This is a genomic window from Nocardia sp. NPDC005825 (assembly GCF_040630175.1).
Lineage (GTDB): Bacteria > Actinomycetota > Actinomycetes > Mycobacteriales > Mycobacteriaceae > Nocardia.
The window spans coordinates 24,551-39,831 of the sequence record NZ_JBEXXC010000025.1; the positions used below are offsets into that span (position 1 = coordinate 24,551).

General features: G+C 69.6%; 14 protein-coding genes and 1 pseudogene. 8 read left to right on the forward strand and 7 right to left on the reverse strand.

Annotated features, from left to right (window positions below; translation table 11 throughout):
• The first annotated feature begins 268 nt into the window (after positions 1–268).
• Positions 269–1,837 carry a glycosyltransferase family 39 protein gene (locus ABZ382_RS35280; RefSeq protein ID WP_357098269.1) on the forward strand — a complete coding sequence of 523 codons (1,569 nt, stop codon included), beginning with the start codon at positions 269–271 and terminating at the stop codon, positions 1,835–1,837.
• 5 nt (positions 1,838–1,842) lie between these two features.
• Here ABZ382_RS35280 and ABZ382_RS35285 read toward each other — a convergent pair whose 3' ends face one another.
• Both ABZ382_RS35285 and ABZ382_RS35290 read right to left on the reverse strand, forming a co-directional pair.
• A complete protein-coding gene (locus ABZ382_RS35285) occupies positions 1,843–3,495 on the reverse strand; it encodes a DNA polymerase Y family protein (protein WP_357098271.1) in 1,653 nt (550 codons plus the stop codon).
• A 20-nt stretch (positions 3,496–3,515) separates the two neighbouring features.
• On the reverse strand, positions 3,516–4,268 hold the full coding sequence (locus ABZ382_RS35290; RefSeq protein WP_357098274.1) for a hypothetical protein: 753 nt from the start codon (positions 4,266–4,268) through the stop codon (positions 3,516–3,518).
• A gap of 381 nt (positions 4,269–4,649) precedes the next feature.
• On the opposite strand from ABZ382_RS35290, the gene ABZ382_RS35295 reads away from it, so the two are divergent.
• Positions 4,650–5,810, forward strand: a complete 1,161-nt coding sequence (locus ABZ382_RS35295; protein ID WP_357098277.1) for a serine/threonine-protein kinase — start codon at positions 4,650–4,652, stop codon at positions 5,808–5,810.
• A gap of 20 nt (positions 5,811–5,830) precedes the next feature.
• On the opposite strand, the gene ABZ382_RS35300 is transcribed toward ABZ382_RS35295, so the two are convergent.
• The 3 genes and pseudogenes from ABZ382_RS35300 to ABZ382_RS35310 all read right to left on the reverse strand — a co-directional run bounded on the left by ABZ382_RS35300 (position 5,831) and on the right by ABZ382_RS35310 (position 8,554).
• A complete protein-coding gene (locus ABZ382_RS35300) occupies positions 5,831–6,472 on the reverse strand; it encodes a response regulator transcription factor (RefSeq protein ID WP_213557894.1) in 642 nt (213 codons plus the stop codon).
• Between the two features lie 70 nt (positions 6,473–6,542).
• The gene (locus tag ABZ382_RS35305) at positions 6,543–7,841 is read right to left on the reverse strand and encodes a PspC domain-containing protein (protein ID WP_357098281.1); all 1,299 of its coding nucleotides are present in this window, start codon (positions 7,839–7,841) and stop codon (positions 6,543–6,545) included.
• Between the two features lie 171 nt (positions 7,842–8,012).
• A pseudogene (locus tag ABZ382_RS35310) lies at positions 8,013–8,554 on the reverse strand (helix-turn-helix domain-containing protein).
• Between ABZ382_RS35310 and ABZ382_RS35315 the strand changes: the two are divergent.
• A complete protein-coding gene (locus tag ABZ382_RS35315; protein ID WP_357098284.1) occupies positions 8,494–8,892 on the forward strand; it encodes a TauD/TfdA family dioxygenase in 399 nt (132 codons plus the stop codon). The pseudogene ABZ382_RS35310 and the gene ABZ382_RS35315 sit on opposite strands and share 61 nt — an antisense overlap.
• A gap of 157 nt (positions 8,893–9,049) precedes the next feature.
• Here the strand turns inward: ABZ382_RS35315 and ABZ382_RS35320 are convergent, their stop codons facing one another.
• A complete protein-coding gene (locus ABZ382_RS35320) occupies positions 9,050–9,853 on the reverse strand; it encodes an aldose 1-epimerase (protein WP_357098286.1) in 804 nt (267 codons plus the stop codon).
• Between the two features lie 128 nt (positions 9,854–9,981).
• On the opposite strand from ABZ382_RS35320, the gene ABZ382_RS35325 reads away from it, so the two are divergent.
• From ABZ382_RS35325 to galK, 5 genes are read left to right on the forward strand one after another with little or no spacing between them, the layout of a single operon-like run.
• Complete coding sequence (locus ABZ382_RS35325) at positions 9,982–11,685, forward strand: sodium:solute symporter family protein (protein WP_357098289.1); 1,704 nt, start codon at positions 9,982–9,984, stop codon at positions 11,683–11,685.
• 35 nt (positions 11,686–11,720) lie between these two features.
• Positions 11,721–11,993: a hypothetical protein gene (locus tag ABZ382_RS35330; RefSeq protein ID WP_357098292.1), complete on the forward strand. Its 273-nt coding sequence runs from the start codon at positions 11,721–11,723 to the stop codon at positions 11,991–11,993.
• 52 nt (positions 11,994–12,045) lie between these two features.
• Entirely contained in the window at positions 12,046–12,840 is a 795-nt protein-coding gene (locus ABZ382_RS35335; protein ID WP_357098295.1) for a DeoR/GlpR family DNA-binding transcription regulator, read from the forward strand.
• Entirely contained in the window at positions 12,837–13,928 is a 1,092-nt protein-coding gene (gene galT, locus ABZ382_RS35340; RefSeq protein ID WP_357098298.1) for a galactose-1-phosphate uridylyltransferase, read from the forward strand. Before ABZ382_RS35335 ends, galT begins: the two co-directional genes overlap by 4 nt.
• The gene (gene galK, locus ABZ382_RS35345) at positions 13,925–15,013 is read left to right on the forward strand and encodes a galactokinase (RefSeq protein WP_357098301.1); all 1,089 of its coding nucleotides are present in this window, start codon (positions 13,925–13,927) and stop codon (positions 15,011–15,013) included. Before galT ends, galK begins: the two co-directional genes overlap by 4 nt.
• Positions 15,014–15,075: 62 nt before the next feature.
• Here the strand turns inward: galK and ABZ382_RS35350 are convergent, their stop codons facing one another.
• Positions 15,076–15,228 carry a DUF202 domain-containing protein gene (locus ABZ382_RS35350; RefSeq protein ID WP_357098304.1) on the reverse strand — a complete coding sequence of 51 codons (153 nt, stop codon included), beginning with the start codon at positions 15,226–15,228 and terminating at the stop codon, positions 15,076–15,078.
• Positions 15,229–15,281: the final 53 nt, after the last annotated feature.

The following is a 15,281-nucleotide window of genomic DNA, read 5'->3' on the forward strand; positions in this document are numbered from 1 at the left end:
ACTCGACCCGGGTGACCGTTGACTCCACGATTGTCCAGAGTACGGATCGCTGAGTGGTCGCCGCCGCAATTTGTGTGCTCCGCCATATCGAATACAGATACGGTTGCCTATTCATTCACTTGACGAATGAATGTGGAACTGCGCAGGTCCAGGCGTGATACCAAGCGGTTTGCCGTGTGAAATAGATCACTTTCACATTTTTCGGTAATCGGTCAGCCCTGACGGTAGCGTGATCCCCGATTTAGCAATACTTGTTTGTCGGGGAAATATGGTTCTCAATGCTGCCGCCCCCGCGGTCGAACTCGATGAACCGAGCCCGCCGCGGCCGACCTTCGCTACCGCCTGGGTCCTCCTACTAGCCGCGCTCTGCGGGACCTTTCTCGCCGTCCCGACACTGCGCTACGACTTCTTCGGTGACGAACTGTATTTCATCGCCGCCGGAGCCCACCGTAGTCTCACCTACGCCGACCAAGGCGTCCTGATCCCACTCGTCGCCCACCTGGCCGACGCCGTCGCTCCCGGCTCCGCGCCGATGCTGCGATTACCGGCCGTCCTGATGACCGCCGCCGCCGCCGTGATCAGCGCCGCGGTCGCCTACGAACTCGGCGGCTCCCGCACCGCCCAACTGATCGCGGCCGCCGCCTACGGCATCTCCCCGCTCGCCGCGACCCAGGCCGTGCAACTGAGCACCTTCTCCTTCGACGCCACCCTGCAGGCCGCCATCATCTGGCTGCTCATCCGCTGGATCCGCACCCGCGACGACCGGCTGCTCATCGCGATCGGCGTGGTCGCCGCCGTCGACCTCCAGGTCAAGTGGTTCATCCCCACCATCCTGCTCTGCCTGGCCGCGGGCATCGTCGTCGCCGGACCGCGGGAACTGCTGTGGCGGCGCGGACTCTGGATCGGTGCGGGCATCTTCGCCGCCTCCGCCCTGCCCGGCCTGTGGTGGCAGAACCAGCACGGCTGGCCCGCGCTGGCCATGAGCAAGGTGATCGGCGCCGAACAGGACGCCGCCGGCGGCGGACCGCTGGCCTGCCTGCCGCAGATGATCGGACTGGCCGGACTGCTCGGCGGCCTGCTCGCGGGCTGGGCGTTCTGGAGCCTGGCCCGGGAACGCTGGCTGCGGCCCTACATGTTCATGCTCGTCGCCTCCGGCCTGCTGGTGGCCGTGGTGCTGTTCGGGCACGGACGGCCGTACTACACCGCCGGATTCCTGCCGGTGCTGTTCGGCATCGGCGCGGTCGCGCTGCCCTACTACCGCGGCGAGCGCGGTAATCGGGTGCTGCGAGTGGTCGCGCTGCCGGTCATCGGGTTGTCGCTGGTGATCATCGCGGCGCTGGTGGCCGCCCTGCCGCAGCCGCCGTCGCGGGTGCACACCGCCATCCGCACCCAGGCCGACTTCGCCATGCGGACCAGCATCTACGGCTACTCGGGCTGGTCCGAGCTGACCGCCAAGGTCGCCGACGCCTACCGGCAGCTGCCCGAATCCGAGCGGCCCAAAGCGATCGTCGCCCAGAACTATTGGCAGGCCGCCGCCATCCAGAACTTCGGCCGCGACTACGGCCTGCCGCCCGTCTACAGCCCCAACCGCGGCTTCGGCTACTTCGGCCCGCCGCCCAGCGACATCGGCGCGGTGCTCTACGTCGGCCTCGACAGCACCGAACCGACCCTGCGCCGCCAGTTCGGCAATGTCCGGGTCCTCGACCACCTCGACAACCCCAACGGATTCCCCGGCGTGAACACCGGCATCGCCATCACGGTCTGCCGCGGCCCGCTGCACCCCTGGCCGGAACTCTGGCCGGACATGATGGATCTGCACCTGCCGCTCGGCATCTGAGACCGCTACTCGTATAGACCCTCCACGTGCCAGACGTTGTCGTAGCCGATCAGCAGTAGCGCGCGCAGCCGGGTGGCGTCCTCCGCGTCCAGCTGCACCTGGGCGCGCGCGGCGAAACCGTCCTCGAACCGGTGCGTCCACCACCGATCGTCCACCGGCCACGGTCCCGCCCAGCCCGACAGCCGCCAGGAACTACTGCCCCAGTGCAGCTGAACCGGATCGGCCGTGAACATGCCGCGATCACTGACCCAGACCGGCGACCCGTCGACCCCCTCCAGCCGCACCTCCGGATGATGCGTGAGCACCAGCGCCGGTGCGGGCTCGGGCAATCGGCCCGGCCACGGCTGCGCCGGATCGTTCGCCGGCACCGGCTCGTCCCCGAGCGTCACCATGGTGATCCGCTCCTCCGGCCCCCGCCCGCCACTGAGCACCCCCATCCGCACGGCGTCCCCGCCCAGCAGACCCTGCACCCGGATCAATGCCCGCCGCGCCCGCTCCTCGTCCTCCCCGACCCCACCCCACAGCCCCAGCTGCAAGGCCCCGGCCGACACCACCTCCACCGGTTCCAGCCGCAGCAAGATGATGGCGGCGTTCGGCCCGGACTCCCAGTCCTCGACCGGATCCGGTTCACGCTCAGAGGGCTTCGCCCTGTTCCGGTAGGTGTGGGCGCGGTCCAGGGCGCGGCGGGTGAGCCAGCCGTCGAGCTGCCAGCGGATGCGGTCGGCGGTGCTGTCGGGGGTGAGGGGTTCGGCGCAGCGCCAGATGCGGGAGAACTCCTCGCCCGCCTCGGTTTCGGCGTGGATCACCAGGCGGGTGCAGGCCACCGCGGCCGCGGCGAGTTTGGTGTGCAGTTCGGCGGCGAGCATGCGGCCCGCGAAGGCCGCCATGTCGACGCGTTCGATCGGCGGGTCGCAGCGCTGTTCGACGGTGAGGTCGGCGGCGGGCAGGCGGGCCGCGGGCGGGCGCTCCGGCAGCGCGCGGGCGCACCGGTGCGCGACGATGGCGTCCGCCCCGAACCGCGACGCCACCTCGGCGGGCGTGAGCGCCGCGAAGTCGCCGATCCGGCGCAGCCCCAGCCGGTGCAGCAGATCCACCAGCTCGACCCGCTGCGCCGCGGCCAGCACCGGCTCCCCCGCCAACTCCGAGATCGGCATGGGCGCAAGGAATTCCGCCCCCTTGCCGGACGGCACCAGGGTGGCGCGGCGGGCGGCGAAGACCGCGGTGGACAATTCGTCGGCGATGCCGATCTGGCATTCCACCCCGACCGCGGCCACCGCGTCGACCAGTCGTTCGGCCGCGGCCTCCTCCGATCCGAAGAACCGCGCCGCGCCGCGCGCCGACAGCGCCAGCATGCCCGGCCGCAGCACCTCGACCCCCGGCACCGTCGCGTCCACGGCCGTCACCACGGGTTCGAACAGCCGCGCGTCGCGATCCGGATCGTCCTGTGCCACCAGCAGTTCCGGGCACCGGCCCTGCGCCTCCCGCTTCCGCAGCCCGCGCCGGATCCCCTCGGCCCGCGCGGTCGCCGTGCACGCGATCGCCCGATTGGCCGCGAGCACCGCCACCGGCCGGGTGGCCTCGGCCCCCGCGTCGGCGGCGGCCGCCACCGCGGGCCAGTCCGGGCACCAGACGACCAGGACCCGCCTAGGCCGGGACATGGCAGCCGCCCGCGGTGCGGTCAGGACGCGGCATGGCGAGCGAGCCGTAGCTCGGGCGCGGCGGGGACGGCGGTGTCGGCGTCCGCGGTGGACACCCATTCGACGCGGCCGTCGGCCGGACTCAGGGACAGGTGGCCGAGCCGGGGCTGGGCGGAGCGGCCGCGGACCGAGACGTCGAGGCGGACGGTCCGCAACCGGCCGCAGCCCCGGCCCAGTCCGCTGTACCCGGCGACCCGGGTGTCGATGTGCAGCGCGGAGCCCGACCAGGAGCCGTTGGTCACCATCAGCGTGGAGTTCTTGCCGCGGGCGCGGGCGGCCAGGACGCGGGCGCGGGACATCGGCACCGCCAGCCCGTTCAGCCCGAGAACCACCAGGTCCAGGCCATCGAGCAATACCGAGGCAACTTCGAGGGGATCGGGCCCGGGATCGGAGACCACGGCCAGCCGGTCCAGCCGCGCCCCCATCTCGGCGGCGGCCAGCAGGCCCAGCCGCGGCAGCCCGACCACGGCGGCGTGCCCGCCGGCGCTCGTCACCGCGGCCAGCAGCCCGGAGATCAGCGAGCCGGCGCCGTTGTAGACGACCACCGAACCCTTGGCCAATCCGCCGTCGGGCAAAAGGTTTTCGAGTGCCGCCGGCACCGGCAACGGCTCCCGCCGCGGCTCCGCCGCCACCGGTACGCGCGCCGCGACCTCGGCGCCGCGCGCCGGGACCGCGGCCATTCGTCGCCGCAACTCCGCCAGCTGTTCCCGCCTGGCTTCCGCCGCCGCACCCATCCAGTGACCACCTCTCCCAGTCGACGGGCTAGCACCGATCCAGCTACCTGACATAATCGAACTGTTGTTCGATCAATGCACAGTAGAACTCGAGTCCCGGGACGCGTCAAGAGTCAGTGGCCCCCACCACGGCCACACAACCTGTGCGGCCTCGCCCCGCCCGCCGCCCGGCCCGGCGGCAACCGGCTGTCCAGAAGGGAGCGTGCGCGGGTCACGTGTCGTTTCGTCCGGAAGATCCCCGGACCTCCGAGAATCTCCCACCGCTCCCCCGGAATCGGAGGGCATGCGAAACACGGTGTGTCCGTATAGGTCTGGAAAGGAATCCGCGAGACCGCGCCGCAAGACCCAGCAAACCCCGGGTTTCGAACCAGGCCAGTCAGGATGGTTTTCCGCTACCCTGCACCCGTGACCGAACGCGCTCGTCCCATTGTCGGCCCCGATTATCTGGTGGCCGGCCGCTACCGTCTGCAATCCAAGCTCGGCGGCGGCGGCATGGGTGCCGTCTGGCTGGCGACCGATCGCCTGCTGCACCGCGATGTCGCCATCAAACAGGTCCTCACCACGCAGGGCCTGAGCGAGGACGAGGCGCGCGAGGTCCGCAGCCGGATCATGCACGAGGGCCGGGTCGCGGCCAAGCTGTCACACGAGCACGCCATCGCCGTCTACGACGTGGTGCTCGAGGCCGGTGAACCCTGGCTGGTCATGGAGTACCTGCCCTCGCGCAGTGTCGCCAAAGCCCTTGCGCTGGCGGATCAGTTGTCCCCGATCGAGGTGGCGCAGATCGGCGCGCAGGTGGCCGACGCGCTCGCCACCGCGCACGCCGCGGGCATCGTGCACCGCGACATCAAGCCCGGCAATATCCTGGTCGCCGACCGCGGCGACGAGGTCGGCATGGTCAAACTCTCCGACTTCGGCATCTCCAGCGGCGCCAACGACACCAGCGAGGAGATCGGCGACGTCATCACCGGCACCCCCGCCTACCTGCCGCCGGAGGTCGCCCGCGGGGCCCGCCCCACCACCGCCAGCGACGTATTCTCGCTCGGCGCAACGCTGTACACCGCCATCGAGGGCCAGCCGCCCTACGGTTTCGACGAGGACAGCAATGTCATCGTGGAGCGCGCCGCCATGGCCCAGATCACCCCGCCCGCCCGCAGCGGCCCGCTCACCGAGGTCCTGCTGCACATGATGGAGCCCGCCCCGCAGCGCCGCCCCACCATGACCGAGGCCCGCAACGAGATCCTCACCGCCGCTTTCGGTCCCGGCACCGCGCCCTACATCCTGAACGCACCGGTCCGCACGGAGGACGGGACGATTCCGGCGTGGGCGGCCCGCAATTCCGCGGCCGGACTGCGCAGCCCCAACTCCAGCCCGCTGCCCCGCCCGCAGCGCACCACCCCCGCGGCCCCGGTCGCGGCACAGCCCAAACCGAAGGGCTTCGAGTTCGATTTCAGCAAGCTGGGCCCGAACGCGGGCCCGCTGGCGGTGGCGATCGGCCTGCTCATCGGCCTGCTGATCATCATCGTCATCCTGGTTGTGCTGTAAGCGCTTCCGACGGATCCGGATCAGTCGATGCGACGCCGGTGCGCCCACCGGGTGAGGGCGTTCCGGTTCGACTGCTGGGTCTTGCGCAGCACGTTCGAGGCGTGGGTCTCCACCGTCTTCACCGAGATGAACAGCGTCTCGGCGATCTCGCGATAGGTGTAGCCGCGCGCCAGCAGCCGCAGCACCTCCAATTCGCGCGGGGTCAGCGAATCCAGTTCCGGATCCAGCGGCGGTTCGGGGACCTGCGACTTGCCGGTGAACGAGTCCAGCACGAACCCGGCCAGCCGCGGCGAGAACACCGCGTCCCCACCCGAGACCCGGCGAATGCCGTCGGCCAGTTCCGGCCCGGAGATGGTCTTGGTGACGTATCCCCGCGCGCCCGCCCGGATCACCGCGATCACGTCCTCGGCCGCGTCGGACACGCTGAGCGCCAGGCACACCGGCCCGGCGTCGATGCCCTGCAGCACCGCGACCCCGCCGCCGTCGGGCATGTGCACGTCGAGCAGCACCACGTCCGGCGCGGTCGCCTTGATCCCGGCGATGGCCTCGCCGACGCCGCCCGCCTCGCCGACCACCTCCATATCGGATTCACGGCTCAGCTCCGCCCGCACCCCGGACCGGAACACCGCATGATCGTCGACCAGAAAGACCCGGACGCTCACCTAGTTCTCCTCACCTGACGAACCCTGCCCCCATCGGTACCACAATCCCCGGCCCCCGGCGCCCCGGAACTCACAGCTGCGTGGCGTCTTCCGGGCTGTCGGTCTGCACCACCAGCCGCTCGTCGCCGCCGTCCTTGCGCGGCATGAAGATTCGCACCTCGGTGCCGTTGCCGGGCGAGGACTTGATCTCCACGTGCCCGCCGCGCCGGTCGATGCGGGCGTGAATGGACTTGGCCACGCCTTGACGGTCCTTGGACACCGCGTCCGGGTCGAAGCCCTTGCCGCGGTCGCGCACGAAGACACTCACCTGATGCGGCTCCACTTCGGCGTACAGGTCGATGGTCGGCACCCCGGCATGCTTGGCGGCATTGACCAGCGCCTCCCGGCTGGCCCCCAGCACCGCGGTGAAATGCTCCTTGGGCAAACCGATTCCGCTGTCGTCGAGATCCATCGACACATCGCCCACGGTGACCGGGGTGACCTTCACCCCGTGCTGATCCTCCACCTCGCCCGCGATGGTGCGCAGCGCCGCGGCCAGGCTCGACTGCGCGGGCCCGGCGTCCTCGAACAGCCACTTGCGTAGCTCGCGTTCCTGGCTGCGGGCCAGCCGCACCACTTCCTGCGGATCGTCGGCCTGGCGCTGGATCAGGGCCAGCGTCTGCAGCACCGAGTCGTGCAGGTGCGAGGCGATCTCCTCGCGTTCGTCATTGCGGATCCGTGCCGCCCGTTCGGAATTCAGCGCCCGCACCATGCGCAGCCACAGCGGCACGGTCAGCAGTCCGGCGCCCACCAGGGTCACCGCCACCGCCAGCAGCGCCGACCCGAGCGAACTCAGATTGATCCGCCCCAGCACCACCACCCCGAGCCCGACCACGATGAGCGTGGCCCCGCCGACGATGCGCGCCCACGTCACCACCGACGGTTTGGCGGGCAGTCCGATGACCGATCTCGGTCCGTCCGCGTCGAATTCGCGCCACACCAGCGCCGCGCCGACCGCCACCACGATGATCGGCCCCACCACGTGCGCGGCCGTCCCGTTGAACAACCACGCGGTCGACACCGACAGCGCCATACCGAGCAGAGCCATACCGATGGCCTGCCGCCGTTCGGATCCGGTCGGCGGGGCCGCGTCGGCGCCCGCGGGCGTGAAGATCCACAACATGCCGTAGGCGACGATCCCGGCCCCGGCGAGCGCGGACAGCAGCACGAACGCCATCCGCACCTTGAAGACATCGATCCCCAGGTGATCCGAGAGCCCACCCGCGACCCCGCCGACCACACGCCCACCCGTGCGCCGCACCAGCTTGGGCTGGGTCGCCACGGTGGCGGCCCCGCGGGCAGGGTCGAACAAGGGCGCGGACGGATACATGCCTTCGATACTGGCACGGGTATCCGACACCCGACATCGGGAACCACCCCGATTCGCCCCCTGATGTGACGACAGGTTTTAGTGCCGGGCCGCGTCCTCTCAGTCGGGCCATGTCTTCGTGCGCGTTCATTTTCAGCAACGCTCAACGCATCGTGTGGGGCACGGCGAGAGCTAGGTCCTCGCCGAGGTGCTCCGGATTCGCCGTCGCCCTACTCCCCCGGAGAATTCGAACGGCCTCGCTGTCGATGCGCGCTGCAGTTCCGCCTCGGGCACATCGCCCAACCCGGTGGCCGCGCGCAAGAACGGTCCGAACAGCTTCCATCCGAGTTCGAGCGCGGCGACGTTCGCCACGGCGATCGCCGCTTGCCGTTCATCGTCGTGGTGGCCGCGCGCCTGCTCGAGTAGCAGGGACATCACCGGGAACTGATCCTGCAGCGAGGCGATGTCGAACCCGTCGAGAATGCAGCGGACCAGCACGACCCAATGGCGTTGCCAGCGCGGGTCGGCGGCGGTCAGCGGATGGTCGGCGTCCAGTGCCGCCGATTCGGTTCCCAGATAGGTGAGCACGGCCGCCACCAGTTTGTCCTTGGCGCCGAAGTGCCGGAACACCAACCCGTGATCGACCCCGCGCGGTCGGCGATATCGCGGATCGATGTGGCGGCCGGACCGCGTTCGGCGAACAGATCAGCCGCGCTGGTCAGCACCGCTGCCACGACCCGCCGCCGCGCTCGACGTCCGCGCCTACGACTCCCTCGACGAGGAGACCAAGAACCTCATCGACGGACGCGACGCCATCCACGACTTCAGCCGGGCCTTCGGGCACGCGCTGCCCGAGGACAAGCGCGATGAGATGCGGGCCGCGCACCCGATGGTCGCGCACCCGATCGTGGCGGCACACCCTGAGACCGGCAAGAAGCACCTGTACGTCAACCGGATCTTCGTCGAGCAGATCGAGGGCATGGACCGCGACGAAGGCGCGGAGCTGCTCGACCGGATCTGCCGTAGTTCGGTGGGGCAGGTGTCGCCGTTGGTGGTGGCGCCAAGAGTGTGACCGGGTGTGCCCGACCGGATTCCACGGTGACAGAAGAGAACTGCGGACACAGGCAATCGAAGCACCGTACTGCTTTGAAGGCATCACGAGCGCTGGCGCATGGACCGGTCGGCGTTCTTCGGCGCCGCCGTCTCACCGCACGGTCGGCGATGCCTTATCAGCCGTGCACGTGCCAACCCCAGCGGCTCCGGACACAGAGGGGGGCGGCTGGAGTAACACTGTGCGGCAGGGTATTCAGGCCGTCCGGGGGACCCGACTGCGGTTCGATGCACACGCCCTCTGGGCGCTCGTCGTAGACGACGAGCCACTGCACCGGGCTGGTGATCCGTAGCTCCAGGCGGTCCGGCCAAGTGAGCGTCACTTTGACGCCGTCGGGCATGCCGAAGCAGTCGTCCCACGGTCCCGGTCGCGGCGCGATGCGCTCGCCGGTGGGCAGGTAGTCGGCGCCACGTACCTCTTGCCAGGCCGCAGCGAAGTCGATTCGGACGGGTGCGTCGCCCGCATAGAGAGTGCGACGGAACCAGGGGTGCCAGCCAGCTTGGGCCGGAAAGTCCACGGCGGCAGTGGAAATCGTCATCTCCAGGTCCAGGCCGTGGTCGTCGATCGAGATCCGCTGGGTGGCAGTGCCTGCGAACGGCCAGGATGCACCGAGGTCCAAGGACAGCTCCGCAGTGGTTTCGGTGGACGCGGTGACGGTCCACGCGCGTGTCCAGCCCAGGCCGTGGAGGGCATGTCGTGGGGCATCGCGCGGGAACGGGTACGAGCGCCCGGCGTGGTGCAGCACACCGTCGCGCAGCCGGCCGCACCACGGAACCATCGGGAAGCTCCCGTGTGGGTCGCCGTCGAGCAGAAGCTCGTGCCCGGCCACCGTGAAGCTGCGGATCCGGCCGCCGGTGCCCGGGGTGATGTGTACGGCGGCATCAGCGCTACGCAGGCTGACCTCGTTCGGCGGAAGGCTCATGGCCGCGGAATATAGCAACACGCGCACCAGAATCAGACGGGTATCAACAGTTTCGCGCAGTCAAATGTTCGGACCTGTTAGGTTCTGGGGCGATCTACTCGAACTTCTCTGTGAGGAGGTCGTCGGCTGTGCCTCTCGCATTCGACGCTCCGCTCCGGCTCAACGTCGGCGCTCTCGACTACTCGCTGATCGCGATCTACTTCGTGTTCGTGCTCGGCATCGGCTACCTGGCCCGGCGCCAGGTGTCCTCCAGCCTCGACTTCTTCCTGTCTGGGCGGCGCCTCCCGGCCTGGGTGACGGGTATCGCGTTCGTCTCCGCCAATCTCGGCGCGGTCGAGATAATGGGCATGTCCGCCAACGGCGCCCAGATCGGCATCGCGACCGTGCACTACTACTGGATCGGCGCGATCCCGGCCATGGTCTTCCTCGGCCTGGTGATGATGCCCTTCTACTACGGCTCCAAGGTGCGCAGCGTGCCGGAGTTCATGCTCCGGCGCTTCGGCCCCGGCGCGCACCTGGTCAACGCGCTAAGTTTCGCTGTGGCGCAGGTTCTCATCGCCGGGGTGAACCTCTACCTGCTCGCGACGGTCGTCAACGCGGTGCTGGGCTGGCCGCGCTGGGTGTCTCTGATCGTGGCGGCGGGGGTGGTGCTCACCTATACCGCGCTCGGTGGGCTGTCCGCCGCGATCTACAACGAGGTACTGCAGTTCTTCGTGATCCTCGCGGCGCTGGTGCCGCTCACCGTCATCGGCCTGATCAAGGTCGGCGGCTGGAGTGGTTTGCGGGACAAGCTGATCGACACGCACAATGCCGACGGCGCGGTCACCGCGACCGCCGCCGAGCAGATGCAGACCTGGCCGGGACAGGCGCTGAGCGGGTTCTCCTCGCCGGTGTGGTCGGTGGTCGGGATCGTGTTCGGTCTCGGGTTCGTGCTGTCGTTCGGCTACTGGACCACCAACTTCGTCGAGGTCCAGCGCGCGATGGCCTCGGAGTCGCTGTCCGCGGCCCGCCGGTCACCGATCATCGCCGCCATCCCGAAGATGCTGATCCCCTTCGTCGTCGTGGTGCCGGGCATGATCTGCGCCGCCATGGTCGGCGACATGATCAATCTCAAGAACACCGGCGCGTCCGACGGGGTGACCTACAACGACGCCATGCTGCTGATGATCCGCGACATCCTGCCCAACGGGCTGCTGGGTATCGCGGTGGCCGGCCTGATCGCCTCGTTCATGGCCGGGATGGCAGCGAACGTCTCCGCGTTCAACACCGTGTTCAGCTTCGACCTGTGGCAGCGGTACGTGATCCGCGACCGCGAAGACCGGTACTACATCCGGGTCGGCCAGGTGGCCACCGCGGCGGCGGTGCTGCTGGCGATCGGCACCGCGACCATCGCCGCGGGCTACTCCAACCTGATGGACTACCTGCAGACCTTGTTCGGCTTCTTCAACGCGCCACTGTTCGCGACCTTCCTGCTCGGCATGTTCTGGAAGCGGATGACCGCGACCGCGGGCTGGGTGGGGCTGGTGGCCGGAACCGCTTCCGCCGTGACGGTTTTCGTGCTGCAGGAGACCGGGGTGATCGACCTGCCCGGCCAGGGGATGGCCTTCGTGGCGGCGTCGGTGGCGTTCGTGACCGATATCGCGATCTCTGTCGTGGTGTCGCTGGTGACGACGCCGCGCCCGGAGTCCGAACTGGCGGGCCTGGTCTATTCACGCACGGACCGAACCGCTTCCGCCGGCGACGCTGCGGGCGCCGCGTGGTACGCCCGTCCGGTGCCGCTGGGCTTCGTGGTGCTGGGGGCGGCCGTCGCGCTCAGCCTCGTCTTCCGCTGACCCGTATCCCGTTCACGCACAGAAGGAGTCGTATCGTGAACACCCCCGAGAAGCCGAGCCCATGGGCCGCGCTGTTCGACATCCGGTCCATCGTCGCCGCACTACTGGGCGTGTACGGCGTGCTGTTGCTCGTCGCCGGGCTCGCACCCGCACTGGCGCGAGTCGGCGCCGGCACCGCATCGCACTCGCCCGATCGCGCCGACCTCGCGGCCGGCAGCGGAGCCAACCTGTGGGTGGGCGGCATTCTGTTGCTGGTCACCCTGGCCCTCGCCGCCTGGGTCGCGCTGCGCCCCGCCGGTCGCGACTGACGGACCATGTTCGGAATTGTTGATATGTGTTCGATGGTGATAGTTTCCGCGGATGCTCGCTGCTGAACGCCGCCGCCGGATCCTCGACGCCGCCATCGCCTACGGTGCCGTCCGGGTGCTGGACCTGTCCACCGAGTTGAACGTGTCGGAGATGACCATCAGGCGCGATCTGGACCGGCTGGCGGCGGCCGGAGAACTGGTCAAAGTCCATGGCGGCGCCATTCTTACCGGTGGTGGTTCGGCCATCCGGGGCCTCGAGCCGACCTCGGCTCGCAAGGCCGAACGCGAAATCGCCGAGAAGCTGGCCATCGCACGGACCGCGGCGACCCGGGTCGAGGACGGCATGACGCTGGCCATCGGCGCCGGCACCACCACTCTGCAACTGGCCCGGCTGCTGCGCGGACGGGAGGTCTCGGTGGTGACCAACTCCATCTCGATCTTCCACGCCCTCACCGATCCCGACGACAATCATCTGCCCGCCGGCGAGGTGCAGCTCACCGGCGGGCAGCGCACACCGTCCGACGCCCTGGTCGGACCGGTCGCCAACGCCATGCTGGAACGCGTACGCTGCGATCTGGCGCTGCTCGGCACCCACGGAATCGACCCCGCGGCCGGCTTCACCACCCCGAATATCGGTGAGGCCGAAACCAATCGGCGCCTGATCGGCGCCTCCCGCTCGACGCTGATGCTGGCCGATCACACCAAGTTCGGCGAGATCGGCACCCATCTGTTCGCCGATTTCGACGCCGTCGACGGCCTGATCTCCGACGCCGGACTGAGCACCGCGGCGCGGGAAGTACTCGATGCGGTACTGCCGCTGACCATCGCGGAAGGAGTCTCGGCATGAGCCGCGTGCTGCCGACCCCGGTCCGCGGCCGGCTCGCCGACGATCGCGAGATCCTGCTGTTCGACACCGACACCGCGCTCGGCGTGGACCGGCGCGACCTGCCGCTCCGACCGGCGTTGCCCACCACCACCGTGCGCCGTGATCCGCGCACAGGGGACCACGTGATCCTGGCGCCCGCCCGGCAGGAACGCACCTACTTCCCGCCCCGGCAGATGTGCCCGCTGTGCCCGGATCCCGAGGGACGCTCCAGCGAGATCCCGGCCGCGGACTATCGGGTCGCGGTGCTGGAGAACCGATTTCCCTCGCTGGACACTCCACAGCGGCCGTATCCGGCCGAGTCGCAGCAGGATCCGCTGCGCCACGAGCAACGCGGCACCGGCCGCTGTGAAGTGGTGTGCTTCAGCAGCGATCACGACGGCTCCTTCGCCGCGCTCCCAGATGCCCACGCCCGCTTGATGATCGACGTGTGGGCGCAGCGCACCGCCGAGCTGTATTCCCGCGACGACATCGCCGAGGTGTTCTGTTTCGAGAACCGCGGCACGGAAATCGGTGTCACCCTGCCGCATCCGCACGGTCAGATCTACGGCTATCCGTTCCGCACCCGACGCACCCGAGCCCTGCTGCGCACGGCCGCTGAATACCGGGCCGAGCACGGCGCAGACCTGTTCGAGGCGCTGCTCGAGGCCGAGATCGCCGACGGCACCAGAGTGCTGGTGCGCACCGCGCACACCACGGCGTTCGTCCCCTATGCCGCGCGCTGGCCGGTCGAGGTGCACGTCCTCCCGAATCGCCACGTGCACAACCTCACCGAGCTCACCGACGACGAAGCCGACGATCTGGCCCGGGTCTATCGCACGGTGCTGCGGGCCTTCGACGCCCTGTACGCGCGGCCGCTGCCCTACATCGCGTCCTGGCACCAATACCGGGCGGACGCCGCGGAGGGCTATCTTCACGCCGAACTGTTCTCCATCCGCCGCAGCGAAGACAAGCTCAAGTACCTCGCCGGCTCGGAATCCGGGCGGGACACCTTCGTCAACGACAAGACTCCGGAAACCATCGCCGCTGAGCTGCGGGCGGTGCTGCGATGACGCGGGTACGGGCGTACGCGCCAGGGCGCGTCAACCTGATCGGCGAACACACCGACTACAACGCGGGATTCGCGCTGCCGATCGCGCTCGAGGCCGGCACCGTCGCTGACTTCGAGGTCAGCGACCGGGCCGCGACGATCCGTGTCGAGTCCGACCGGCAGCCCGACACCGTGCCGGTCCCGCTCGACACGGCCCCGGGTCCGGACCGGATCACCGGGTGGGGCGGCTACGTGGCGGGCTGCGTGTGGGCGCTGCGCGAATACGGCGTGGCAGTGCCCGCCGGGCAGATGCGGATCACCTCGACGGTGCCCGTCGGTGCGGGCCTGTCCTCGTCGGCAGCGTTGGAGTGCGCTGTGCTGTCCGCGCTGACAGCGGCGGCCGGCGCCGATGTCGATCGCATCGAGCTGGCCCGGATCGCGCAACGGGCGGAGAACGAGTACGTCGGCGCGCCGACCGGGATGCTGGACCAGCTCGCCGCGCTGTACGGCGCCGTGGACACCGCACTGCTGGTCGACTTCCGGTCCGTAGAAGTGACCCCGGTTCCGCTGGAACCCGCCGAGGGCGCGTGGCTGGCCGTCGACTCGCGCACCCCGCACCGGAACGCTGCCGGCGAGTACGGCCGTCGTCGCCGGGCCTGCGAGCAAGCCGCCGAACTGCTCGGCGTGGTATCCCTGCGGGAAGCCGACAACGATGCCTGGCGTCGACTTACCGACGACGAGGTGCGCCGCCGCGCCCGGCACGTGCTCACCGAGAACCGCCGGGTTCTCGACGGCGCCGCCGCGCTACGGGCCGGTGACGCCGCCGGTTTCGGTGCGTTGATGACCGCTTCGCACGCTTCGATGCGCGACGACTTCGAAATCACCACCCCCGCAATCGATCTCATTGTCGAAAGCGCGGTAGCCGCAGGCGCGTACGGTGCCCGCATGACCGGAGGTGGCTTCGGCGGCACCGTGATCGCCTACGCCCCGGCCGCCGCAGCGGCCCGCATCGCCGCGGAGCTACCGGACGCGGTCGCCGCCGCCGGGCATCCACGGCCGGTATGCACCCGGATCCGCCCGGGTGCCGGCGCGCACCTGCTCCCGTAGCCGTGAAGCCTGAGTCACTGCCGACTCGCTCCATGAACAGCTCCGACAGCTCCGCTGGGCCATCACCACACGAACAATGCCGTGCCGGTCGGGTAGATGAGCTGATGGAGTGCGAGGGCACCAGCAAAGAGCCACAGGACGGTGCGTAGCCAGGCAAGGAATGTGCGACCGGCTGGGTCACCAAAGATCCACAGGATGTTGCGTGGCCGAGGCATTCACGTCGGACTTTCTCTCGGACTCACGCGCCCCGTGGACACCCACGGGGCAG